Source organism: Citrobacter sp. U14242, from assembly GCF_046555775.1.
GTDB lineage: Bacteria > Pseudomonadota > Gammaproteobacteria > Enterobacterales > Enterobacteriaceae > Citrobacter.
Genome location: NZ_JBKGLW010000017.1, coordinates 20,799 through 44,353 on the forward strand (window position 1 = coordinate 20,799; position 23,555 = coordinate 44,353).

Below are 23,555 nucleotides of genomic sequence, written 5' to 3' on the forward strand. Positions count from 1 at the left end.
TCCTTAACTAACATTCTGTTAGGGTTATGTGCTCTGGATATCTGGAGCACAACATGGTTGACGATTTCGACATTATTATCATCGGTGCAGGGATAGCAGGCACCGCTTGTGCTTTACGTTGCGCACGTGCCGGGCTTTCAGTTCTGCTGCTTGAGCGCGGTGAACTTCCCGGCAGTAAAAATCTTTCCGGCGGGCGTCTGTACTGCCACGCACTCGGTGAACTCCTTCCCCGCTTCCAACAATCTGCGCCACTTGAACGCCGCATTACCCAGGAAAACCTCACGCTATTAACCCATGATGGTGCCACCACATACTCCAGCCTGCGGCCGGATGGAGACTCATGGAGCCTGCTGCGCGCCCGCTTCGATCCGTGGTTTGTCGCGCAGGCTGAAGCCGAAGGCGTACAGTTTATCTGCGGTGTTACGGTTGAAGCTCTCCATATTGAAGAGGGAAGAATATGCGGCGTCATTGCCGATAACGAGACGCTACGCGCCCGCTATGTGGTGCTGGCTGAGGGGGCGAACAGCGTGCTGGCAGAACGTTATGGTTTTCTGCCTCGCCCTTCAGCAAATGCCATGGCGTTGGGAATTAAAGAAACACTGGCGCTGGATAAATCACTGCTTGAAGAGCGTTTCCGCTTATCCAAAGACGAAGGTGCCGCAATGCTGTTCAGCGGAGAGATTTGCGGCAAACTGCCCGGTGGAGCATTTCTTTATACTAACCAGGAAACGCTCTCTTTAGGTATCGTTTGCCCGCTTTCTTCTGTTGCGCAAAGCGACCTTCCGGCAGGCATTTTACTGGAACGGCTCAAGACGCATCCGGCGCTACACCCGCTGCTCAGGGGCTGCGAAACGCTGGAGTATGGCGCACATCTGGTCCCCGAAGGCGGTTTGCACAGTCTGCCCGTGCAATACGCCGGAGAAGGTTGGCTGCTGGTGGGCGATGCGTTACGTAGCTGTGTTAATACCGGTTTCTCCATACGCGGCATGGATATGGCGCTTATTGGCGCTCAGGCTGCGGCCCAGACATTGATTAACGCCTGCCGGAAAAGCGAACCGCAAAACCTGTTTCCGACTTACCATCAGGACATTCAGTGCAGCCTGCTGTGGGAGGTTCTGCAACGCTACCAGCATGTTCCGGCGCTGCTCCAGCGTCCCGGATGGTATCATCAGTGGCCCGCGCTGATGGAGGATATTTCCCGCGAGATCTGGCATCAGGGTGGTCATCCGGTAGCGCCGTTGCGTCAGGTCGTCTGGCGTCAGTTTCGTCGTCACGGCCTGCGCCATCGGGCAGGTGATATTATCAGGAGCTTACGATGTCTGTAGCCCGCAACCTCTGGCGTCCCGCCGACATTTCACATATCGTTCCTGCTGCCGTTGTTGACAGCAAAATGGCAGAACTGTTGATCAAAGCTTGTCCTGCCGGGCTATTTTCCCGCACACAGCAAGGCGAATTGCAGATCGACTTTCACGGCTGCCTGGAGTGTGGCACCTGCCGACTGCTATGTGATGAAAAAACGCTGCAACAGTGGCGCTATCCAGCATCGGGATTTGGCATCACCTATCGATTTGGCTAATTTATAAGGATAATTTATGCCCCTGTTACACCTGCTCCGCCAGAATCCGGTAATTGCCGCCGTAAAAGATAACGCCAGTCTGCAATTAGCCATCGACTCTGAATGCCAGTTCATCTCTGTTTTGTACGGCAATATCTGCACCATCAGCAACATCGTGAAGAAAATAAAAAATGCAGGAAAATACGCGTTTATCCACGTAGATCTGCTGGAAGGCGCGTCCAATAAAGAGGTGGTGATTCAATTTCTGAAGCTGGTCACTGAGGCGGACGGCATCATCAGTACCAAAGCGTCAATGCTGAAAGCGGCACGAGCAGAAGGCTTTTTCTGTATCCATCGCTTGTTTATCGTCGACTCCATCTCTTTCCACAACATTGATAAACAGGTGGCTCAGTCAAACCCGGACTGCATTGAGATCCTGCCTGGCTGTATGCCGAAAGTGCTGGGATGGGTGACGGAAAAAATACACCAGCCACTGATTGCCGGAGGCCTGGTGTGTGATGAAGAGGATGCCCGCAATGCGATGAAAGCCGGTGTGGCTGCACTGTCTACCACCAACACCGACGTCTGGACGCTAGCCAAAAAGCTGAATTAAGTTTCCGCCCAGGCTGCCAATGCCTCCAGCACCGGCAGCCAGTCATCCACAATCCCAACATCTGCCTGCGAGAAAACAGGCGCACTGGCGTCATTATTTATCGCCACGACAAACCGGCTCTGGCGAACCCCGGCCATTAACGCCGCTGCACCAGAGGCCCCCGCAACAATGCAGACATCCGGCGAAACTAAATGACCGGAGATACCCATCACGCGTTCAGCGTCAAAGCCGCCGTTCATCACCCGTGCACGACTGTATCCCACTTCGACGTCAAGCGCCTGACCAAGCGCGGTAATTTTATCGGCATCGACATCGCTTCCCCCCTGCCCGACCACCAGCACGTGACTGGCCTGCAACAGAGGATGCGTACTGACGCTGCTTGCGCTTTCTACACAATCCAGCCAGTCCGGAGAGGCTATCGGCACAATCTGATGCTCTCTCATCATGGGCAATGTCTTGCCCACTGCGCTAACTTCAGGTTGCCTCGCCAATGACAGGCACAACGGATGCGCAGCGATGTGTAACGTTGCCGTCAACGCATTCCCCCAATGAGATTTCGTCACCAGACCCTGTTGTGCATCCAGAGTCTGTACCTGGCATACGCAACCGCCTTGCAGACGCCATGCGAGTCGCGTGGCAAGCTCATCGCCAAGTGGCCCAGCCGGAAAAATCAGGATATCAGCAGGCGTCAGCGACCACTGCGTTGCCAGTACATCCAGCACCTGCTCCGCGACATCTGGGACGGGGTCGATAACCCAGCGCTCCAGCTCAGCCATATTCAGATCATTCTGTGCAAGCCAGCCTGATATAGCATTACACTCGCGAGATTCTGTGATAATCGCTATCTTCATGGCTGCATCCTCTGGCGCAAATAGTCATTCCACAATATCCGGGCTTTAACCTGCGCCGAGGAACCGTCAATAATTGTGGCGCTGCGCCGCTGCTCAGGCCGCGCCAGCTTCTGACATTGAACGTTCGGGATTTCATCACGGGACACTGACTGGCGCACAATCTCCGCTTTTGCCGCCGCCAGACGCTGGCGCATCCCAGGAACCGGAAGCGCAACCTCCCCGCATTGTCTGACTGCAATCACCGCCGGAAGCCTTACCCGGCTGCGACGAAGCCCGGTTACCGTTCGCTGTTCAACAACGATAAAAGGCGGCTCAAGCGTAAAGCGCTCCACTTGGGTTAAACAGGGCCAGCTCAGCATTTCAGCCAGCAGAAACGGCGTCTGCCCGTTCTGCCCTTCACTACTCTGACAACCAGTGACAATCAAATCCGCGTCGTGATTGCGCTGCCAGTCAGCAATCTGACGGGCGATGAACGCCGAAGCGAAACGCAGATCCGCTGTCGTTTGTAGCAACACCGACTTATCAAAACCCAGCGCAGCAAAATAGCGCAACCAGTGAAGCGCTCGCTCGTCGCTAATGCTTAAAGCCGTCAATGTCATATCACAGCCGCCACCGCGTTGAGCCAGTAGCAATGCGGCAGCCGCCTGTTCATCTGCACCAGGAGAGCAGCGCAGCATCGCGGTATCAGGGCCGCAGGAATCTTGCGTTGCGGCCTGCCAGTCTTTTTCGGCCAGCATGCCGGGATCCGGTTCTGCTTTAAACGCTAACAGAATGTTCATTTACACCTCCCTGTTTTTTGTCCACGCTCCCGGCAGCCACCAGCGGCAATGCCTTCGTCTCCGGTGCCCATAGCCAGGTCACCACTAATCCAATCAGTAATACGCCCGTCAACAGCAGCAACGTGACCTGCATTCCCCATTGCGCCAGCGTCCATGGCAGCAGACCCGTGCTGATTGCCGCGCCAAGTCGGCTCATCGCCGTCGCAAACCCAACGCCCAGCGAGCGGATATCCGTCGGGAAACTTTCGGCAGGCAAGATCCCAACTAAATTACTGACGGCAGAAATCGTGGTACTGAACAGGACAAAAAACAGCAGCGTCAGAGGATTGCCGGGCGGTAAAAAAGCCATCACAAAAAGCGTTACAGCAAGCAGCAAAAAACTGCCGAGCAGAAACCGGCGATGCGTCAGCAGATGTGTCAATACCAGGCCCAATAATGCACCAACAATTAGCAGCGCATTCAGGAGTAGACTGGTGGTGAGCGCGTCTTCCAGACCAATAGTCTGCGCAATAGTCGGCAGCCAGGTGTAGATCACAAACCATGGGATCACCAGACAAACAAAGAACACGCTGTTAAACACGGTTCTTCGCCAATAGTGAGTGGAAAAGAGCGTTTTTATATGTTTATGGGAGGCCACAGCCACCTCATCGCCAAGCAAAACGTCCGGGCCAAAATAGCGATGCACCACGGCGTGGGCTTCAGCAAAGCGTCCCTGACGCATCAGCCAGCGTGGTGACTCCGGCGTCCCCCAGCGTAACAACGTAATCAGCAGTGCGGGAAGCGCCGCCGAGGCCAGCAGCCAGCGCCAGGCATCTGGGTTCTCCAGAATAAAATAGTGTCCCGCCAGGCTTGCCAGTACATAGCCGATGGTCCATACCACGCTAAATGCCCCCAGTAAAATCCCCCGATGACGGCGCGGCGAGAACTCGGCCAGCAACGTGTGACCCACGGCATAATCGCCCCCCAGCCCAATACCAACCAGGATGCGTAAACCAATTAGTTGTTCTGGTGTTGTCACAAAAAACTGTAAAAAAGAGGCGGCGGTTATCAATACAAAGCTGAAAGTGAAAATTTTCTGCCGACCGATATGATCGGACACCCATCCTAACACCAGGCTACCGAGAAAAAGCCCCAGCAACGCTGAGCCACCAATCATCCCCACCATAAAGGGCGTTAACTGCATGGCCGGCGTTAACGGGATAATGGCGTAGCCAATCACGCCAAGAACATAGCCATCAGTCAGATGCGCACCAAAGGTCAATGCAGCAATACGACAGTGGAAACTGTTTAGCGGTAAATCGTCCATTCGCACCGGTGAAGTGTTCATGTCTACCCCTTCATTGTCCGGTAAAGAAGCGACTTCCCAGCCGAGAAGCCGCTTGATTCTTTATTTCTCAATCGGGTAGATCGTCCCCGCGTTCATGATACCGTTTGGATCAAATTGGCGTTTGAGACCTTCCAGCAGCGGCCATGCGCTACCGTGTTCCAGTTTGCTCCAGTGAACGCGGTGCTTACCAATACCGTGGTGATGCACCATAGAGCCGCCAAGACGGATCGTCTCTTCGCAAATGATCTTGTTGAGCGGGTTGTGGTACTTATCAATCTCCTCTTCCGGCCTGCAGTCCATAACGTTGTAGTCATACACAAAGTACATGTTGGTACCGTTGATATAACTGTGGGATGAGTGACCACCCAGCATGGTAATGTCATTCGCATGCGGGAACTCGGCGCGGATACGGTTGATCACGTTTTCGTAGATTTGATGGATGCAGCTCCAGCAACCGGAGACCTCCGTCGTAAAGCCCATATTGCCGGTTTTCAGGATCTGCACACGTTCGGCAGCCACTTTTTCCGGGCCCCAGTTCAGATGGTTAAACCAGTTCTCGATAAGCTTGCTGTCCACACGCTTACATTGTGGATAACGCGCCACGATCTCCGCAATACCTTCGCCAGTCGCATATGCCAGCCGTGGATTGCCTTCAGCCATAAAGATCAACACACATTTACCGTCGGCAAAATGGGTGAAATGCTGGGTGCCATCCTCCGCATCGTACAGACGCGCAATGGAGGGACGGTAGCCTTCCACCATCACTTCTCGCAGGATGTCGAAACCGATTTTCATGTCATCCAGAATGTAGCCGTAAAAAAGGTTATTCTCCGGCGTAAACTTAAATATTTTCACTGTGACTTCAGTGATATAGCATAGTGCGCCTTCGTTGCCGATAGCGATGTGGCGAATATCCGGCCCGGCAGCCCGGCGCGGTACGTTCTTAATGCGAGTCACCGTACCGTCTGGCAATACAGCCTCCAGACCAACAACCATATCTTCAATTGCGCCATACAGCGTGGAGAACTGTCCGATACTACGCGTTGCAACCAAACCGCCCATCTGCGCCAACGGCTTAGACTGCGGCGAATGTCCGGTGGTATAGCCCTTTTCACGCAGCGCATTTTCCAGAATCTCTAGCGGAACGCCACACTGTGCCGTCGCCTGCATATTCTCAATATCAATACTCAGGATCTGGTTCATCCCGGCACCGTCCAGTACCACGGAGTCTTTGACAACGGTTTCCAGACCGCCCTCCGTCGCAGATGCGCCGGTCCGCGGTACGCCATTGATTTTATGCTGATTCATGAATGCCAGAACGCGGGAAACCTGTTCTGTCGAACCGAGTTTAACCACGGCCGCCGGGATGGGCAGCGTGTAAACGCCGTGAATATCCGCATATTTACGAAAACGGTCAATACTATTTTTCTTTAATACGGTTTCATCGGTAATTACGCGCTCAGACCCAATAATCTCTTTTAACTGGTCAATAATCGCTTCTCGAGATAAAGGCATAGCTATTCCTTCCTGATAATTAACAGAATAATGAAGTTAAAAACCACCAGACAAATACTAACGAACTAAATAACCACCATCGACGACCAGTAAATGACCGTTAACATAATTAGATGCCTGGCTGGCAAGGAATATTGCAGCGCCCATTAAGTCCTGGGTATCACCCCAACGATTGGCCGGAATGTGGTCCAGTACCCGCTGGTTTGTTTCTGGGTTGCTGCGCGTGGCCAGCGTAATATCGGTTGCATAATACCCCGGCGCAATACCGTTAACCTGAATATTATATTGTCCAAGCTCATCACAATATGCTTTAGTAAAACCAGCCAGCGCATGTTTGGTTGCTGAGTAAGCCGGAGACCACTGTCCACCAAGATAAGAAAACAGGGAACAAATATTAATAATTTTACCGCTATTTTGCGGAATCATAATTTTTGCCGCTTCGTAACTCAGTTCAAACGCCGCCGTCAGGTTGACATCAATCATCGGATCCCAGTCCGCACGACCGAAGTCAAGAACCTTATTCAGCTTACAAATTCCGGCGTTGTTAACCAGAATATCTACAGTGCCAAAGCGCTCACAACAGGCAGCGATAATCTTCTGCGGCGCACCTTTCTCGGTGATATCCACCTGCATAAACTCAACTTCAACACCCTGTTTCTCAATGATTTCCTTTGTTTCACCATTGTCTTTTACAAAGCTTGGGATAAACAGGTTAGCACCGGCTTTTGCCAACGCCATCGCGAAAGCCTGCCCCAGGCCACTGTTGCCCCCCGTCACAATTGCCGTTTTCCCTTTCAGGGAGAAAAAATTCATTGAGAATGCGTTGAGAGATTCAATCGACATAGTTAGCTCCAAATTCCTTTAGGCAAAAAAAAAAGAAAGGTGACTTCCCCTGCAAGAGGGAAGTCACCTTTCTCATTATCTCTGGTAACTGGAATAAATTTTTATCACAGCAGTAAATTATCTAACGTGATCAATATCACAGATACTTTACTCATTTATTAATAGTGAAGAAAAACAAGAAGCGTGATTATTCTCACACTCTAAATACCGCTTCCATGATATTCCTAATTGTAATTACTAGAGACCAGAGAAAAGTAATCCTCCTGAAAAGGCGGCTTACTTTTCTCTTTTTTTCGTCTATACAAATGGGAATTAGATATGCAACACCAATCATATCGCCGTTGGATTACTCTCGCTATTATTAGTTTTAGCGGTGGCGTAAGTTTTGACCTTGCCTATTTACGCTATATCTATCAAATCCCCATGGCAAAATTCATGGGATTTAGCAATACCGAAATAGGACTAATAATGAGTACTTTCGGTATTGCCGCTATTGTTCTTTATGCACCCAGCGGAGTTATTGCCGATAAATTTTCCCATCGTAAAATGATTACTTCAGCAATGATTATTACCGGGCTGCTTGGTCTACTGATGATGACCTATCCTCCATTATGGGTCATGCTTTGTATTCAAGTCGCGTTCGCTATTACGACGATTCTGATGCTGTGGTCGGTTTCAATTAAAGCCGCATCGCTGCTTGGTGACCACAGCGAACAAGGGAAAATCATGGGCTGGATGGAAGGACTGCGCGGCGTCGGCGTTATGTCGCTGGCGGTCTTTACCATGTGGGTCTTTTCTCGCTTCGCACCGGACGACAGCAATAGCCTGAAAGCCGTAATTCTGATTTACAGCGTGATCTACATCCTGCTGGGAATTTTGTGCTGGTTCTTCGTGAGCGACGGTAACGTTCATAGCAACAGTGCGAAAGAAGAAAAGCAATCCTTCCAGCTCAGCGATGTTCTCGCGGTACTGCGTATCAGTACCACCTGGTATTGCAGCATGGTCATTTTCGGCGTCTTTACGATCTACGCCATCCTGAGTTACTCCACTAACTATCTGACCGAAATGTACGGTATGTCTCTGGTGGCCGCGAGCTACATGGGCATTGTGATTAACAAAATTTTCCGCGCCATCTGCGGCCCTTTGGGCGGCATCATCACGACCTACAGCAAAATCAAATCGCCAACTCGCGTGGTTCAGTTGCTCTCAATTGTTGGAGTCATAACGCTGGTTGCGTTGCTAATAACCAACACAAATCCGCAATCTGTCGTTATGGGAATTGGCTTGATTCTGCTACTAGGCTTCACCTGCTACGCCTCACGCGGGTTGTATTGGGCATGCCCAGGCGAAGCCAGAACGCCGTCTTACATTATGGGTACCACCGTGGGGATCTGTTCGGTTATTGGTTTTTTGCCCGACGTTTTTGTCTACCCAATCGTCGGTCACTGGCAGGACACGCTTCCGCCAGCGGAAGCTTACCGCAACATGTGGCTAATGGGACTGGCGGCGCTATGCATGGTTGTCCTGTTTACCTTTCTACTGTCTCGCAAAATCCGTACCACCAACGCCACACCGGAAAAGATAACACCACTGGCCGCAGAAACCTCCGGCGAGTGAAGATGGATAATTAAAGGAGAATCACAATGTCGAAAAAATACATCATTGGAATTGATGGTGGAAGTCAGAGCACTAAGGTCGTGATGTACGATCTGGATGGTAACGTCGTTTGTGAAGGAAAAGGACTCCTGCAACCGATGCTCACCCCGGACGCCGATACGGCAGAGCATCCTGATGATGATTTGTGGACCTCATTATGCTTTGCAGGCAAAGACCTAATGAGCCAGTTCAGCGGAGACAAAAAAGACATCGTCGGCATTGGGCTAGGTTCAATTCGCTGTTGTCGCGCATTGCTCAAAGCCGACGGTACGCCCGCCGCCCCGCTGATTAGCTGGCAGGATGCACGCGTTACTCGTCCCTATGAACACACCCACGCTGATGTAGCTTACGTCACCTCGTTTTCGGGTTATCTGTCACATCGCTTAACCGGCGAATTTAAAGACAATATTGCTAACTACTTTGGTCAGTGGCCAGTGGATTACAAAACCTGGGCATGGAGCGATGATGCTGAGGTGATGAAGAAATTCAATATTCCGCGCAAGATGCTGTTTGATATCCAGATGCCAGGAACAGTTCTCGGACACCTCACCCAGGAAGCCGCAAAGGCAACACACTTCCCGGTGGGATTGCCGGTCGTTTGCACCACCAGCGACAAGCCGGTAGAAGCCCTGGGCGCAGGATTACTGGATAACGAAACTGCAGTGATCTCATTAGGAACCTATATCGCCCTGATGATGAACGGCAAAGCGTTGCCCAAAGATCCACTCGCTTACTGGCCGATTATGTCCTCTATTCCAGAAACCCTGCTTTATGAAGGCTATGGCATTCGCAAGGGCATGTGGACGGTTAGTTGGCTGCGGGATATGTTGGGGGAGTCGCTGCTCCAGGATGCGAAAGCGCAGGATTTATCGCCAGAGGATTTGCTGAACAAGAAAGCGGCCAATGTCCCTCCAGGTTGTAATGGCCTGATGACCGTACTCGACTGGCTGACAAATCCCTGGGAACCGTTTAAACGAGGGCTCATGATAGGCTTTGATTCCAGCATGGACTATGCCTGGATTTACCGTTCTATTCTGGAGAGCGTTGCGCTGACGCTGAAAAACAACTACGACAATATGTGCACTGAAATGAACCACTTTGCTAAACAGGTGATCATCACCGGCGGTGGTTCAAACAGCGATCTGTTTATGCAAATCTTCGCTGACGTATTCAACCTTCCGGCAAAACGTAATGCCATTAACGGTTGTGCAAGCCTGGGCGCGGCAATCAACACGGCTGTCGGGCTTGGCTTGTATCCGGACTATGAGACCGCAATTGAAAAAATGGTACGGGTGAAAGATGTGTTTATGCCGATTGAGAGTAATGCCAGACGCTATGAAGCATTGAATAGAGGGATTTTCCGGGATTTAACTCAACACACCGATGTGATTTTGAAAAAATCGTATGAAGTGCTGCATGGCAATCTGGATAGCGTCGAATCCATTCAAAGCTGGTCGAACGCATAGCGTGCATGCCGGGCGGAAAATGTCCACCCGGCAAAATATCAGGCAATATTCAGGTATTTATGCGTTTGCATCGACAAACGCCAGTTACGCGCAATACAGGTATCAATACACAAACGCGTAGCATCTTCTTTCTGACTGATTGGCTGCAGCGCAATAATTCGTGGTTTATCATCGGTTAACGTGGCCAGCAGTTCATCCAGCGCTTCAATATCGCGAACGCGACCCACCGGATGCTTGATTTCATTGGCGCGCTCCAGCGCCTGTGACAGTACGTCATACCCGCCACGCATATTCACCTTCGGCGATACCGTCACCCAGGTATTCGGCGTACAGCGAACTTCGTGTGTCCCGCTGGTCTCAATCTGGCAGCTAAAGCCGTTCTTTTCGAGCAAATCGGTCAGCGGCATCAGGTCATGAATGCAGGGTTCACCGCCGGTGATCACCACGTGTCGGGCGGTATAGCCCTGACGCTGAATAACAGCCAGCAGATCTTCACTGCTCGCCGCGCCCCATTTATCACTCTCTTTGGTCTTAGCCAGGATGCTATATAAGGAGACTTCCCGATCCTCAAGCTTATCCCATGTGTGTTTGGTATCGCACCAGGCACAGCCAACCGGGCATCCCTGTAAACGAATAAAAATGGCGGGGACGCCGGTAAAGTAACCCTCACCTTGCAGGGTCTGGAACATCTCGTTAATCGGGTACTGCATAGTCATCTCTGTTTAGGGTTATGAACGCGTATTATTGCAGATTTGCACGCTCAGGTCTTGCCCCCGACTGCGCTGTCCCCTGAGTTAAAAAATCATGAAACATTATCTCGTATTTACGCCTGCAATGTTCTAATAGCTGTGATTTAATTTCATCGCTGTTCAGGCAGCGTTTTGATGTAACAAAACATTTTTTATAACAACCTTATAAAAATAGTATAAATATTTTAAAAGTAAAATATTTCAAGCATGTACAAACGGATACATAAAATTATGAATTTATTATCATCACGTATAGTCAAATTTGATCCGCGGTATCTTTTTATATTAAAATAGGCTTAAGAAACTTAAAGTTACGCTAATTTTCCATTTAATCTCCGTTTAATTATCCGCGCCTAGAATCCAGTCACCTCCCTAATGAGACTACATTCATGAATACACTATTAATTACTGGCGCAACCGGTTTTTTGGGCGGAGCCGTTTTAGAAAACATTCTGAATCAGACAAATGGATTTAATCTGCTGCTTTTAGTTCGTGCCGATAATGATGTATCTGCGCTGGAACGGATAAAGGAAAATCTGCGAAAATTCAATATTGCAGAAAAAAAACTGGCCGCACTTAGCCCGCGGAATATTCTGTTGGGTGATTTGGTAGAACCCGAAGCGTTTCTTAACGACCCGCGTCTGGACCAGGTTACTCATGTCATCAACTGCGCCGCCGTCGCCTCATTTGGCAACAATCCGCTTATCTGGAAAGTAAATGTCGAAGGAACGCTGAAGTTCGCCCGGAGAATGGCCTGTGTCGGCAGTCTTCAGCGTTTTCTTCATGTTGGTACAGCGATGTCATGTTCCCCAGAACCCGATTCACTGGTGGCAGAAAGTGCAGAATTTCGCGAACGTGCTGAGCACCTGGTTGAATATACGCACTCTAAATCCACAATAGAGCGTCTGATGCAACAGGAATGCCCAACATTACCACTGGTTATCGCGCGGCCTTCTATCGTTGTTGGCCACACTCATCATGGCTGCCAACCCTCCAGCAGTATTTTCTGGGTATTCAGCATGGGTCTGATGCTGCAAAAATTTATGTGTTCGATGGAAGACCGTATTGACGTGATCCCGGTTGATTACTGCGCCGATGCATTGCTGATGTTGCTGAGCAGTCCGCTCGCTCGCGGTGAAGTGGTGCACATCTCAGCAGGAGAAGAAAATAGCGTGAGGTTTGCAGATATTGATAGCGCGATGGCATCTGCGCTGGAACAAGCTCCCGTCGGCAATAAATATGCACAGGTCAGCTATGAAACGCTGGTCCAGATGCGCCGTGAACTGAAGAATATTTTTGGCCCCTGCAACGAACGACTGATGCTTAAAGCCATGCGTCTGTACGGTGCGTTTGCCACGCTGAACGTGCGATTCAGCAATGATAAGCTGCTCAGCATGGGGATGCCGAAGCCGCCGCGTTTTACCGATTACATTGAGCGCTGTGTGCAGACGACACGTGGGCTGACTATTCCCGAACAGATGGCCGTTGATTTCAAATAGGCAAAAAAATGCCAGCCCGAAGGCTGGCATTTTTAAATCAGAGAAAGAACAGGATTAAGCCTGACCTTTGATCTCTTTACGACCGTTGTACGGAGCGTGTTCACCCAGAGCTTCTTCGATACGAATCAGCTGGTTGTACTTAGCAACACGGTCAGAACGGCTCATAGAACCTGTTTTGATCTGGCCTGCAGCGGTACCAACAGCCAGGTCAGCGATGGTAGCATCTTCAGTTTCGCCAGAACGGTGAGAGATGACAGCAGTGTAGCCAGCATCTTTCGCCATTTTGATCGCAGCCAGAGTTTCGGTCAGAGAACCGATCTGGTTGAATTTGATCAGGATGGAGTTAACGATGCCTTTTTCGATGCCTTCTTTCAGGATCTTGGTGTTGGTTACGAACAGATCGTCACCAACCAGCTGGATTTTGTCGCCCAGTACTTTTGTCTGGTATGCAAAACCGTCCCAGTCAGACTCGTCCAGACCATCTTCGATGGAGACGATCGGGTACTGTTTGGTCAGTTCTTCCAGGAAGTGAGTGAATTCTTCGGAGGTGAACGCTTTGTTGCCTTCGCCAGCCAGAACGTATTTACCGTCTTTGTAGAATTCAGACGCTGCACAGTCCATCGCCAGAGTGATGTCTTTGCCCAGCTCGTAGCCTGCTGCTTTAACCGCTTCAGCGATTACAGCCAGAGCTTCAGCGTTGGAACCCAGGTTCGGCGCATAGCCACCTTCGTCACCAACAGCAGTGTTCATACCTTTGGCTTTCAGAACTTTAGCCAGGTTGTGGAACACTTCAGAACCCATACGTACAGCTTCTTTCAGGGTTTTAGCGCCAACAGGCTGAATCATGAATTCCTGGATGTCGACGTTGTTGTCAGCGTGCTCACCACCGTTGATGATGTTCATCATCGGAACCGGCATAGAGTATTTGCCCGGAGTACCGTTCAGTTCAGCGATATGTGCATACAGCGGCAGGCCTTTAGCAGCAGCTGCTGCTTTGGCGTTCGCCAGGGACACAGCCAGGATGGCGTTTGCACCGAAGTTGGATTTGTTTTCAGTACCGTCCAGATCGATCATGATCTTGTCGATGCCAGCCTGATCTTTAGCATCTTTACCCAGCAGAGCCTGAGCAATCGGGCCGTTTACAGCTGCAACAGCTTTCAGTACGCCTTTACCCATGAAACGGGATTTGTCGCCATCGCGCAGTTCCAGTGCTTCGCGGGAACCAGTAGAAGCACCTGACGGAGCTGCTGCCATACCAACGAAACCACCTTCCAGGTGTACTTCGGCTTCAACAGTCGGGTTACCACGGGAGTCGATGATTTCACGACCGATGATTTTAACGATTTTGGACATTAGGTTTTCCTCAGTACAAGTTAAACTAAAACTCCAGACAAACAATGCACCCTGATGGGTGCATTGCCGTTCTAACTTTTTACTTCTTACTTCGCCTGACGCTTCTGATGTTCACTGGCGGCTTTCACAAAGCCGGCGAACAGTGGGTGCCCATCACGTGGCGTGGAAGTAAATTCCGGGTGGAACTGACAGGCCACGAACCACGGATGATTCGGTACCTCAATGATCTCGACCAACTGATCATCACCGGAACGGCCTGCAACACGCAGACCCGCAGCTTCAATCTGTTTCAACAGCATATTGTTGACTTCGTAGCGGTGGCGATGACGTTCAACAATTGTCGGCGTACCGTACAGTTGACGAACCAGACTCTCATCGCTCAGCTGACACTGTTGCGCACCAAGACGCATTGTGCCACCCAGATCGCTCTTCTCGGTACGGACTTCAACGTTGCCGTCTTCATCACGCCATTCAGTAATCAGGGCCACCACTGGGTACTTACAGTCTGGCACAAATTCTGTGGAGTTGGCGTTGTCCATTCCCACGACGTTACGAGCAAACTCAATCAACGCAACCTGCATACCCAGGCAAATGCCCAGATAAGGAATATTGTTTTCACGCGCAAAGCGCGCTGTCGCGATTTTCCCTTCAACACCACGGTAGCCGAAGCCGCCTGGGATTAGGATGGCATCAAGACCTTTCAGGATCTCAACGCCACGCGTTTCAACATCCTGCGAATCAATCAGCTTGATGTTGACGGTGACACGATTCTTCAAGCCACCGTGCTTCAGCGCTTCGATAACTGACTTATAGGCATCCGGCAGTTCAATGTACTTGCCGACCATACCAATAGTCACTTCGCCTGCCGGATTCGCTTCTTCGTAGATAACCTGTTCCCATTCTGACAGATTTGCTTCCGGACAGTTCAAGCTGAATCGTTTACAAATATAATCGTCAAGGCCCTGAGATTTCAACAGGCCCGGAATTTTATAGATGGAATCGACATCTTTCAGAGAAATCACCGCTTTTTCCGGAACGTTACAGAACAATGCAATTTTTGCACGTTCATTAGCCGGAACTGCGCGATCGGAGCGGCAAATCAGGATATCTGGCTGAATGCCGATAGAAAGCAGCTCTTTTACAGAATGCTGAGTCGGTTTGGTTTTGACTTCACCTGCCGCCGCCATATACGGAACCAGCGTCAGATGCATAAACAGCGTGTGCTCACGGCCAATTTCTACAGCCATCTGGCGAATCGCTTCAAGGAACGGCAGAGATTCGATATCCCCAACGGTTCCGCCGATTTCGACCAGAACAACATCATGACCTTCACCGCCTTCCAGAACGCGCTCTTTAATGGCATTCGTGATGTGCGGAATTACCTGAACAGTAGCGCCCAGATAGTCGCCACGGCGCTCTTTACGCAGAACGTCGGAGTAGATACGACCGGTGGTGAAGTTGTTACGGCGGCTCATTTTGGTGCGGATGAAACGCTCATAGTGACCCAGGTCCAGGTCGGTTTCAGCGCCGTCTTCGGTAACGAACACTTCCCCGTGTTGGATAGGGCTCATAGTACCTGGATCGACGTTGATGTACGGATCCAGTTTCATCATGGTCACATTGAGGCCACGGGCTTCAAGAATGGCTGCGAGGGAGGCTGCGGCAATGCCTTTTCCCAGAGAGGATACGACCCCGCCGGTCACAAAAATATAGTTCGTTGTCATGCTGGACCTGAGAAGTTAGGGTGAAACGATGGAATTACCAAGACGGGAAAGTAGTATACCCGAACATGACGAGCGCCACAAACTTTCATTATTCCTCCTCTTCACCAGGCTCACATTAACATCGGGAGTGAGAAAATAGCCCCTTTGGGGTAAATGTTTTTGACGTAAATCAATCGCTTGTTATTTAAAAAATCACACAAATCGCCCTTGACCGACGAAATCCCTTAGAGATCAATTTCCTGCCGTTTTACCTGTTGCCAGACGTCTTCCATTGTTTCCAGATCAACACCCGTCATTTCCAGACCGCGGGCTGCTACAATTCGCTCAACCTCACGAAAACGGCGCTCGAATTTTTTATTCGCTTTCTGCAATGCCGTCTCTGCTTTTGTCCCTAAATGACGGGCCATATTGACCGTGGCAAACAGCAGGTCGCCCATTTCCTCCTCCAGTTTAGCCTGGTCAACGACAGCCTGCTTCGCCTCGAACATGACTTCGTCAATCTCTTCATAAACTTTGTCGACCACCGGTCCTAATGTCTTCCAGTCAAAGCCAACATTGGAGCAGCGTTTCTGGATTTTCTGGGCGCGCATGAGCGCCGGTAAACTGCGGGGAATATCGTCCAGCGCGGAATGCTGTGCTTTCTCGGCACGTTCTTCGGTTTTGATTTGTTCCCAGCGGGTTAACACCTCGGTGCTGTTGCTGGCGGAAGCATCGGCAAATACATGCGGATGCCGACGTTCGAGCTTATCGCTAATTGCAGCGCAAATATCATTAAAATCGAAGCGCCCTTCTTCCTGCGCCATTTGTGCGTAAAACACCACCTGGAACAACAGATCGCCCAGTTCACCACGCAGATCGTCGAAGTCTTCGCGCGCAATTGCATCAAGTACTTCATAGGTTTCTTCGAGGGTGTAAGGGGCAATAGTAGTGAAAGTCTGCTCTTTATCCCACGGACAGCCGTTTTCCGGGTCGCGCAGGCGCTGCATAATACCGAGCAGTCGGTCGATTTGATTCATGTAAAAATCCTGAAATTTCAATACGGTAGGCCGGATAAGGCGACAGCCGACATCCGGCAACATAGCAATGCCTGATGCAACGCTAACGCGTTTTATCAGGCCTGCAAGATCATCCGGCCTACAAAATAATTAATTACCGTGCAAGCGACGCGCGTCGATCACATCCGGCACCTGGTTCAGTTTGCCGAGCACGCGTCCGAGCACCTGCAGGTTGTAGATTTCGATGGTCATATCAATGGTGGCCAACTGTTGTTTGGTATCACTACGGCTGGCGACCCCCAGCACGTTTACTTTCTCGTTAGCAAGAATCGTCGTGATATCACGTAATAAGCCGCTCCGATCGTTTGCCTGCACACGGACGACCAGCGAGTACCCTGCCGAGTAGCTTTCACCCCAAACCGCATCAACGATACGTTCCGGGGCATGTGAGCGCAGCTCTGTCAGTTGTTCACAATCAGCCCGGTGCACGGAAATACCACGTCCCTGGGTGATAAACCCGACAATCTCATCGCCAGGGATAGGCTGGCAACAGCGCGCGATATGGTGCATCAGGTTTCCAACCCCTTCGACCACCACACGGCCATCGTCTTTACGGCGAGTCTGCGGGGCCTGCGTTTTCTGCTGAAGTTGTTTCAGTGCAGCAGCATCCTGTTCAGCAGCGCTTGGTTTATTAAACTGCGCTTGCAGGAAGTTGACCATCTGGTTGAGGCGAATGTCACCGCCACCGATCGCCGCCAGCAGCTCTTCCAGCTCATTAAAGCTGTAACGCGGAAGCAGGTGTTTTTCAGCCTCTTTCAGGCTAATACCCAGGTGCGCCAGTTCATCATCGAGGATCTGACGACCAGCCAGAATATTCTTGTCCCGGTCCTGTTTACGGAACCAGGCATGGATCTTAGAGCGCCCCCTGCTGGTCGTCACGTAGCCCAGGTTAGGGTTTAGCCAGTCGCGGCTAGGGTTTGGCTGTTTCTGGGTGATGATTTCAATTTGATCGCCCATCTGCAGCTGATAGGTAAACGGTACGATGCGACCGCCAATTTTCGCGCCAATGCAACGATGCCCCACATCACTGTGGATGTGATAAGCAAAATCGAGCGGCGTCGAGCCCGCCGGTAAGTCCACGACATCGCCTTTTGGCGTAAAGACGTAAACTCTGTCGTCAAAGACCTGGCTACGCACTTCATCCAGCATTTCACCGGAATCAGCCATCTCTTCCTGCCAGGCTATCAGTTTACGCAGCCACGCAATGCGATCTTCATGACCAGAACGCGCAGCGCCTGAAGCGGTACCTTCTTTGTACTTCCAGTGCGCGGCAACGCCCAGCTCGGCATCTTCGTGCATCTGTTTGGTACGGATCTGGATTTCAATGGTTTTACCGCCGGGTCCCAGCACAACCGTATGGATTGACTGGTAACCGTTAGGCTTTGGATTGGCGACGTAGTCATCGAACTCATCAGGCAGATGGCGATAGTGAGTGTGCACGATCCCCAGCGCGGCATAGCAATCCTGTAAACGCTCTGCCACGATACGCACCGCGCGCACATCGAACAGTTCGTCAAAAGCCAACTGCTTTTTCTGCATTTTGCGCCAGATACTGTAAATATGCTTAGGACGCCCGTACACCTCGGCTTTTACACCTTCGGTTTTCATCTCTGAACGCAGATGCCCAACAAACTCGTCGATATAGTGTTCTCTGTCGATACGACGTTCATGCAGTAGTTTAGCAATGCGTTTGTATTCGGCTGGGTGCAGGTAGCGGAAGCAGTAATCTTCCAGCTCCCATTTTAATTGCCCGATACCTAATCGGTTAGCCAGCGGAGCATAAATATTGGTGCACTCTTTTGCCGCCAGCACGCGTTCATCTTCCGGCGCGTCTTTCACTTCTCGCAGATGGGCAATCCGTTCCGCCAGCTTGATGACCACACAGCGGAAGTCGTCGACCATTGCCAGCAGCATGCGACGAACGTTATCAACCTGCTCGGAAGAGACGGAGTCGGTATGCGTGGCTTTTAGCTGGCGTATTGCCGCCATATCACGCACACCATGGATAAGATTAACGATTGACGTGCCTACGCTCTCGCGCAGGATGTCTTCACTCACCACATTGGCATCCGCCAGAGGGAACAGCATCGCCGCTCGCAGCGTGTCGATATCCATACTCAACATGGAGAGTATTTCCACCATTTCGACGCCACGCCACAGCAGCAGATCCGCATCCGGATGCCCCTGTGTCTGCTGCAGGCAATACGCCCAGGTTTCGGCTAAGCGTTCACACGACTGCTGGCTGGAGATCCCCAGACTCGCGATCCATTTCTTAGGATCAAACTCACCAGCTTTATTTATATGTGCACTTCTTACCGCAACCATCGTCCTCTCCTTAAGGGGCCTGGCCTGTCGAAGTCGACAAGCCGTACCCATTTTCTTTCACGCTGCATTACAACCCGAAATCCAATGGGTATAAAATTCATTACAAACGCTCAAACAGGACCATCGATTCCAGATGTCCAGTGTGCGGGAACATATCGAGCATCGCCAGTCGCCGAACGGTATATCCTGCATTGAGTAACGCTTCGCTGTCACGAGCCAGCGTAGCAGGATTACAGGATACATAAACAACGCGGACAGGGTTTAATTTTATAATATGTTGCATCACGCCGGCAGCCCCCGCACGCGCAGGATCGAGCAAGACTTTGTCAAATCCGTTTTTTGCCCATGGTTGTTCGGTGACATCTTCTTCAAGGTTTTCATGAAAGAATGTCACATTGTGTAGTCCGTTATTCCGCGCATTTTCCCGGCCTTTTTCCACCAGCGCAGGGACACCTTCAACACCCACAACGCTCGCTGCCCGCACGGCCAACGGCAACGTAAAATTCCCCATACCACAGAACAAATCAAGCACGCGATCCTCTGGCTGCACATCCAGCCATTCCAGCGCACAGGAAACCATTTTTTGGTTTACCCCTTCATTGACCTGGATAAAATCACGCGGGCTAAAGGTTAAACGTAGTCCATTTGAATCATACCAGGGCGATTCTTCTGAATTTGATTCCAGTATCTCGCTTTGCGGAGCCAGAAACAAAGACAGTCCCTGAGAATGCGAAAAACATTCCAGTTTTTCTTTATCCGCGGTATTCAGTGGCGCAGTGTGGCGCAAAATCATCAGGGTTCCACTTCCAGCCTGCACCAATTCGACATGTCCCAAGTGACGCAACCCCTGCAGACTCTGCAGGCATGCCCGAATTTCAGGCAACAGCGCCTCAAGTTGGGGCACCAAAATAGGGCATTGCTTCACATCGATAATGTCGCTGGAGCCGGACTTGCGAAATCCCATCTGCAATTGCTGCTCTTTCGCGCGATAGTTCAGACTTAAACGCGCGCGGCGCCGATAACCCCACGGGGTATCGGCGATAACTTCCGTCACCTCACATTTCATTAAACGCGACAACGCCGCACTTTTGCTACGCTGCTGCAAAGGGATGCTGGCATGCTGCTGTTGACAGCCACCACAGACCCCAAAATGTGGGCAACGTGGCACTTCACGTTCCGAACTGTCGTTTAAACGACGTTTGACTTGCGCACGGGCAAACTGTTTTTTATCTTCAGTAATCACCACGTCTGCGCTTTCCTGGGGCAGCAATTCCGGTATAAACAGGGCTTTCCCGTTATGACGAGCAACGCCCTGACCAAAAGAATCAAGGTCATTGACGGTAACGGTTATGATCTGACGCGTCGTCACGCGTCGTTTTGCAGAGTAGAATTGCGCCATCGACGAGATATTTCTCTATTTAACAGTGTGACCCTAATTGTCCCATAACGGAACTCCATGACCAACTACAGCCTGCGCGCACGCATGATGATTCTGATCCTGGCCCCGACCGTCCTGATAGGTTTGCTGCTCAGTATCTTTTTTGTTGTGCATCGCTATAACGACTTGCAGCGTCAACTGGAAGATGCTGGTGCCAGCATCATTGAACCACTCGCGGTATCCAGCGAATACGGCATGAACTTGCAAAACAGGGAATCCATCGGCCAGCTTATCAGCGTGTTGCATCGTCGCCATTCCGATATTGTGCGGGCAATTTCCGTCTATGACGAAAATAACCGACTGTTCGTCACCTCCAACTTTCATCTTGATCCGTCAGAGATGCAATTGGCTACCGGATCGCCGTTTCCGCGAAAGCTGAGCGTAACCCGGCTCGGGGATATTATGATCCTGCGTACCCCTATTATATCGGAAAGCTATTCACCGGATGAATCTGCCGTTAGCGATGCGAAAAACACCAAAAATATGCTGGGATATGTGGCGCTTGAGCTGGACCTCAAGTCCGTGCGATTACAGCAGTACAAAGAGATCTTTATCTCCAGCGTCATGATGCTGTTTTGTATTGGTATTGCGTTAATTTTCGGCTGGCGTCTGATGCGTGACGTGACCGGCCCAATTCGCAACATGGTGAATACCGTAGACCGGATACGTAGAGGTCAGCTCGATAGCCGCGTGGAAGGTTTCATGTTGGGCGAACTGGATATGCTGAAGAATGGCATCAACTCGATGGCGATGTCTCTCGCCGCCTACCATGAAGAGATGCAGCACAATATCGATCAGGCGACGTCAGATCTGCGCGAAACGCTGGAGCAGATGGAGATCCAAAACATTGAGCTGGACCTGGCAAAGAAACGCGCTCAGGAAGCTGCACGTATTAAATCAGAGTTCCTGGCGAACATGTCTCACGAGCTACGTACACCGCTAAACGGTGTCATTGGCTTTACACGCCTGACACTAAAAACCGAGTTAAATACCACCCAGCGTGATCACCTGAATACGATTGAACGCTCTGCCAACAACCTGCTCGCTATCATCAATGATGTGCTCGACTTCTCTAAACTGGAAGCGGGTAAACTGATTCTGGAAAGCATACCGTTTCCGCTGCGCAGCACACTGGATGACGTCGTAACGCTGTTAGCGCACTCCTCCCATGACAAAGGGCTGGAGCTAACACTGAATATTAAAAATGATGTTCCGGACAATGTGATTGGCGACCCGCTGCGTTTGCAACAGGTCATCACCAACCTGGTCGGCAATGCCATCAAATTTACTGAGAGCGGCAATATCGACATTCTGGTTGAAAAACGCGCGCTCAGTAACACCAAAGTCCAGATTGAAGTTCAAATCCGCGATACCGGTATTGGTATTCCAGAGCGCGATCAGTCACGTCTGTTCCAGGCTTTCCGTCAGGCTGATGCCAGCATTTCGCGCCGTCACGGTGGTACCGGACTTGGCCTTGTGATCACGCAAAAACTGGTCAATGAAATGGGGGGGGATATCTCGTTTCATAGCCAACCAAATCGCGGTTCTACCTTCTGGTTCCATATCAGTCTTGATCTCAATCCTAATGTTCTCAGCGAACGTTCAACCACCCGCTGTCTGGCAGGTAAACGACTGGCTTACGTTGAACCAAATGCTACCGCCGCGCAATGCACGTTGGATATCTTGAGTGAAACGCCACTGGAGGTGATTTACAGCCCTTCATTCTCTGCATTACCGGCAGAACACTACGATATCCTGCTACTCGGTGTACCCGTCACTTTCCGCGAGCCGCTCACCATGCAGCATGAACGGCTGGCAAGCGCAGCCGCGATGACCGATTTCCTGTTACTGGCGTTGCCTTGTCATGCGCAGATTAACGCTGAAAAATTAAAGCAAGGCGGCGCGGCGGCATGTCTGTTAAAACCGCTCACCTCAACCCGATTGCTGCCTGTGTTAACCGAGTATTGCCACCTGAACCAAGGATCAGAACTCCCGTTGCCAGATGAAAGCAAGATTGCGATGACCGTGATGGCGGTGGACGACAACCCGGCGAACCTGAAGCTTATCGGCGCATTGCTTGAAGATAAGGTGCAGCACGTCGAGCTGTGCGACAGCGGGCATCAGGCGGTGGACAGAGCCAAACAAATGCAATTTGATCTGATCCTGATGGATATTCAGATGCCGGACATGGACGGTATTCGTGCCTGCGAACTGATCCATCAGCTTCCACACCAGCAGCAGACACCGGTTATTGCGGTAACGGCGCATGCCATGGCGGGACAAAAAGAGAAGTTACTCAGCGCCGGAATGAATGACTACCTGGCTAAGCCGATTGAAGAAGATAAATTGCACAGCTTGCTGTTGCGCTATAAGCCCGGTGCCGGCACATCAGCCCGGACTATCGTGGCGGCCCCCCCTGAACCCGTGGTCAACCCGAATACGACCCTCGACTGGCAACTGGCGTTGAGACAGGCTGCCGGTAAAAACGATCTGGCGCGGGATATGCTGCAAATGCTGATCGATTTCTTGCCTGAAGTCCGTAACAGAATTGAAGAGCAACTGGTGGGTGAAAACCCTGAAGGGTTGGTGGATTTGATTCATAAACTACACGGCAGCTGCGGTTACAGCGGGGTTCCCCGCATGAAAAACCTGTGCCAGCTCATTGAGCAGCAGTTACGTAGCGGGACCAAAGAAGAAGAGCTGGAACCAGAGTTTTTAGAGCTTCTTGATGAGATGGACAACGTGGCACGTGAAGCGAAGAAGCTGTTGGGGTAAAGGTCTGATTGCCGGATAAGGACGCTCACGCC

Annotated in this window: 18 protein-coding genes; 7 read left to right on the plus strand and 11 right to left on the minus strand. The window is 51.0% G+C overall.

Annotated elements, in window-relative coordinates; translation table 11 throughout:
* Positions 1 to 53: 53 nt before the first annotated feature.
* Genes ACLJXE_RS22290 through ACLJXE_RS22300 form a run of 3 tightly spaced genes read left to right on the plus strand, consistent with a single transcriptional unit; the run spans position 54 to position 2,168 of the window.
* A complete protein-coding gene (locus ACLJXE_RS22290) occupies positions 54 to 1,325 on the plus strand; it encodes an FAD-dependent oxidoreductase (RefSeq protein ID WP_410752054.1) in 1,272 nt (423 codons plus the stop codon).
* Complete coding sequence (locus ACLJXE_RS22295; protein ID WP_286629641.1) at positions 1,316 to 1,576, plus strand: 4Fe-4S dicluster domain-containing protein; 261 nt, start codon at positions 1,316 to 1,318, stop codon at positions 1,574 to 1,576. The genes ACLJXE_RS22290 and ACLJXE_RS22295 overlap by 10 nt, the downstream gene beginning before the upstream one ends.
* A 16-nt stretch (positions 1,577 to 1,592) precedes the next feature.
* On the plus strand, positions 1,593 to 2,168 hold the full coding sequence (locus ACLJXE_RS22300; protein ID WP_410752055.1) for a glycerol-3-phosphate responsive antiterminator: 576 nt from the start codon (positions 1,593 to 1,595) through the stop codon (positions 2,166 to 2,168).
* Here the strand turns inward: ACLJXE_RS22300 and ACLJXE_RS22305 are convergent.
* Genes ACLJXE_RS22305 through ACLJXE_RS22325 form a run of 5 tightly spaced genes read right to left on the minus strand, consistent with a single transcriptional unit; the run spans position 2,165 to position 7,483 of the window.
* Positions 2,165 to 3,019, minus strand: a complete 855-nt coding sequence (locus tag ACLJXE_RS22305) for an FAD-binding protein (protein ID WP_410752056.1) — start codon at positions 3,017 to 3,019, stop codon at positions 2,165 to 2,167. The two genes, ACLJXE_RS22300 and ACLJXE_RS22305, sit on opposite strands and share 4 nt — an antisense overlap.
* The gene (locus tag ACLJXE_RS22310; RefSeq protein ID WP_410752057.1) at positions 3,016 to 3,798 is read right to left on the minus strand and encodes an electron transfer flavoprotein subunit beta/FixA family protein; all 783 of its coding nucleotides are present in this window, start codon (positions 3,796 to 3,798) and stop codon (positions 3,016 to 3,018) included. The genes ACLJXE_RS22305 and ACLJXE_RS22310 overlap by 4 nt, the downstream gene beginning before the upstream one ends.
* Entirely contained in the window at positions 3,776 to 5,182 is a 1,407-nt protein-coding gene (locus ACLJXE_RS22315) for an MFS transporter (protein WP_410752081.1), read from the minus strand. The genes ACLJXE_RS22310 and ACLJXE_RS22315 overlap by 23 nt, the downstream gene beginning before the upstream one ends.
* A gap of 3 nt (positions 5,183 to 5,185) precedes the next feature.
* Entirely contained in the window at positions 5,186 to 6,640 is a 1,455-nt protein-coding gene (locus tag ACLJXE_RS22320; protein WP_410752058.1) for an FAD-binding oxidoreductase, read from the minus strand.
* A gap of 57 nt (positions 6,641 to 6,697) precedes the next feature.
* On the minus strand, positions 6,698 to 7,483 hold the full coding sequence (locus tag ACLJXE_RS22325) for an SDR family oxidoreductase (RefSeq protein ID WP_016154226.1): 786 nt from the start codon (positions 7,481 to 7,483) through the stop codon (positions 6,698 to 6,700).
* Positions 7,484 to 7,801: 318 nt separating this feature from the next.
* Between ACLJXE_RS22325 and ACLJXE_RS22330 the strand changes: the two genes are divergently transcribed.
* On the plus strand, positions 7,802 to 9,100 hold the full coding sequence (locus tag ACLJXE_RS22330) for an MFS transporter (protein ID WP_286629636.1): 1,299 nt from the start codon (positions 7,802 to 7,804) through the stop codon (positions 9,098 to 9,100).
* 26 nt (positions 9,101 to 9,126) lie between these two features.
* Entirely contained in the window at positions 9,127 to 10,605 is a 1,479-nt protein-coding gene (locus ACLJXE_RS22335; protein WP_410752059.1) for an FGGY-family carbohydrate kinase, read from the plus strand.
* A gap of 38 nt (positions 10,606 to 10,643) precedes the next feature.
* On the opposite strand, the gene queE is transcribed toward ACLJXE_RS22335, so the two are convergent.
* Complete coding sequence (gene queE / locus ACLJXE_RS22340; protein ID WP_410752060.1) at positions 10,644 to 11,315, minus strand: 7-carboxy-7-deazaguanine synthase QueE; 672 nt, start codon at positions 11,313 to 11,315, stop codon at positions 10,644 to 10,646.
* A 428-nt stretch (positions 11,316 to 11,743) separates the two neighbouring features.
* On the opposite strand from queE, the gene ACLJXE_RS22345 reads away from it, so the two are divergent.
* Positions 11,744 to 12,853, plus strand: coding sequence for an SDR family oxidoreductase (locus tag ACLJXE_RS22345; protein WP_410752061.1), 1,110 nt, complete (start codon positions 11,744 to 11,746; stop codon positions 12,851 to 12,853).
* Between the two features lie 54 nt (positions 12,854 to 12,907).
* On the opposite strand, the gene eno is transcribed toward ACLJXE_RS22345, so the two are convergent.
* From eno to rlmD, 5 genes are all read right to left on the minus strand, one after another.
* On the minus strand, positions 12,908 to 14,206 hold the full coding sequence (gene eno / locus ACLJXE_RS22350; protein ID WP_286629632.1) for a phosphopyruvate hydratase: 1,299 nt from the start codon (positions 14,204 to 14,206) through the stop codon (positions 12,908 to 12,910).
* 86 nt (positions 14,207 to 14,292) lie between these two features.
* Positions 14,293 to 15,930, minus strand: coding sequence for a glutamine hydrolyzing CTP synthase (gene pyrG / locus ACLJXE_RS22355; protein WP_005130912.1), 1,638 nt, complete (start codon positions 15,928 to 15,930; stop codon positions 14,293 to 14,295).
* 224 nt (positions 15,931 to 16,154) lie between these two features.
* Positions 16,155 to 16,946 carry a nucleoside triphosphate pyrophosphohydrolase gene (mazG, locus tag ACLJXE_RS22360; protein WP_410752062.1) on the minus strand — a complete coding sequence of 264 codons (792 nt, stop codon included), beginning with the start codon at positions 16,944 to 16,946 and terminating at the stop codon, positions 16,155 to 16,157.
* A 129-nt stretch (positions 16,947 to 17,075) separates the two neighbouring features.
* Positions 17,076 to 19,310, minus strand: a complete 2,235-nt coding sequence (gene relA, locus ACLJXE_RS22365; protein ID WP_137382740.1) for a GTP diphosphokinase — start codon at positions 19,308 to 19,310, stop codon at positions 17,076 to 17,078.
* Positions 19,311 to 19,410: 100 nt separating this feature from the next.
* Positions 19,411 to 20,709 carry a 23S rRNA (uracil(1939)-C(5))-methyltransferase RlmD gene (gene rlmD / locus ACLJXE_RS22370; protein WP_410752063.1) on the minus strand — a complete coding sequence of 433 codons (1,299 nt, stop codon included), beginning with the start codon at positions 20,707 to 20,709 and terminating at the stop codon, positions 19,411 to 19,413.
* Positions 20,710 to 20,766: 57 nt separating this feature from the next.
* On the opposite strand from rlmD, the gene barA reads away from it, so the two are divergent.
* Positions 20,767 to 23,523 carry a two-component sensor histidine kinase BarA gene (gene barA, locus ACLJXE_RS22375; RefSeq protein WP_410752064.1) on the plus strand — a complete coding sequence of 919 codons (2,757 nt, stop codon included), beginning with the start codon at positions 20,767 to 20,769 and terminating at the stop codon, positions 23,521 to 23,523.
* Positions 23,524 to 23,555: the final 32 nt, after the last annotated feature.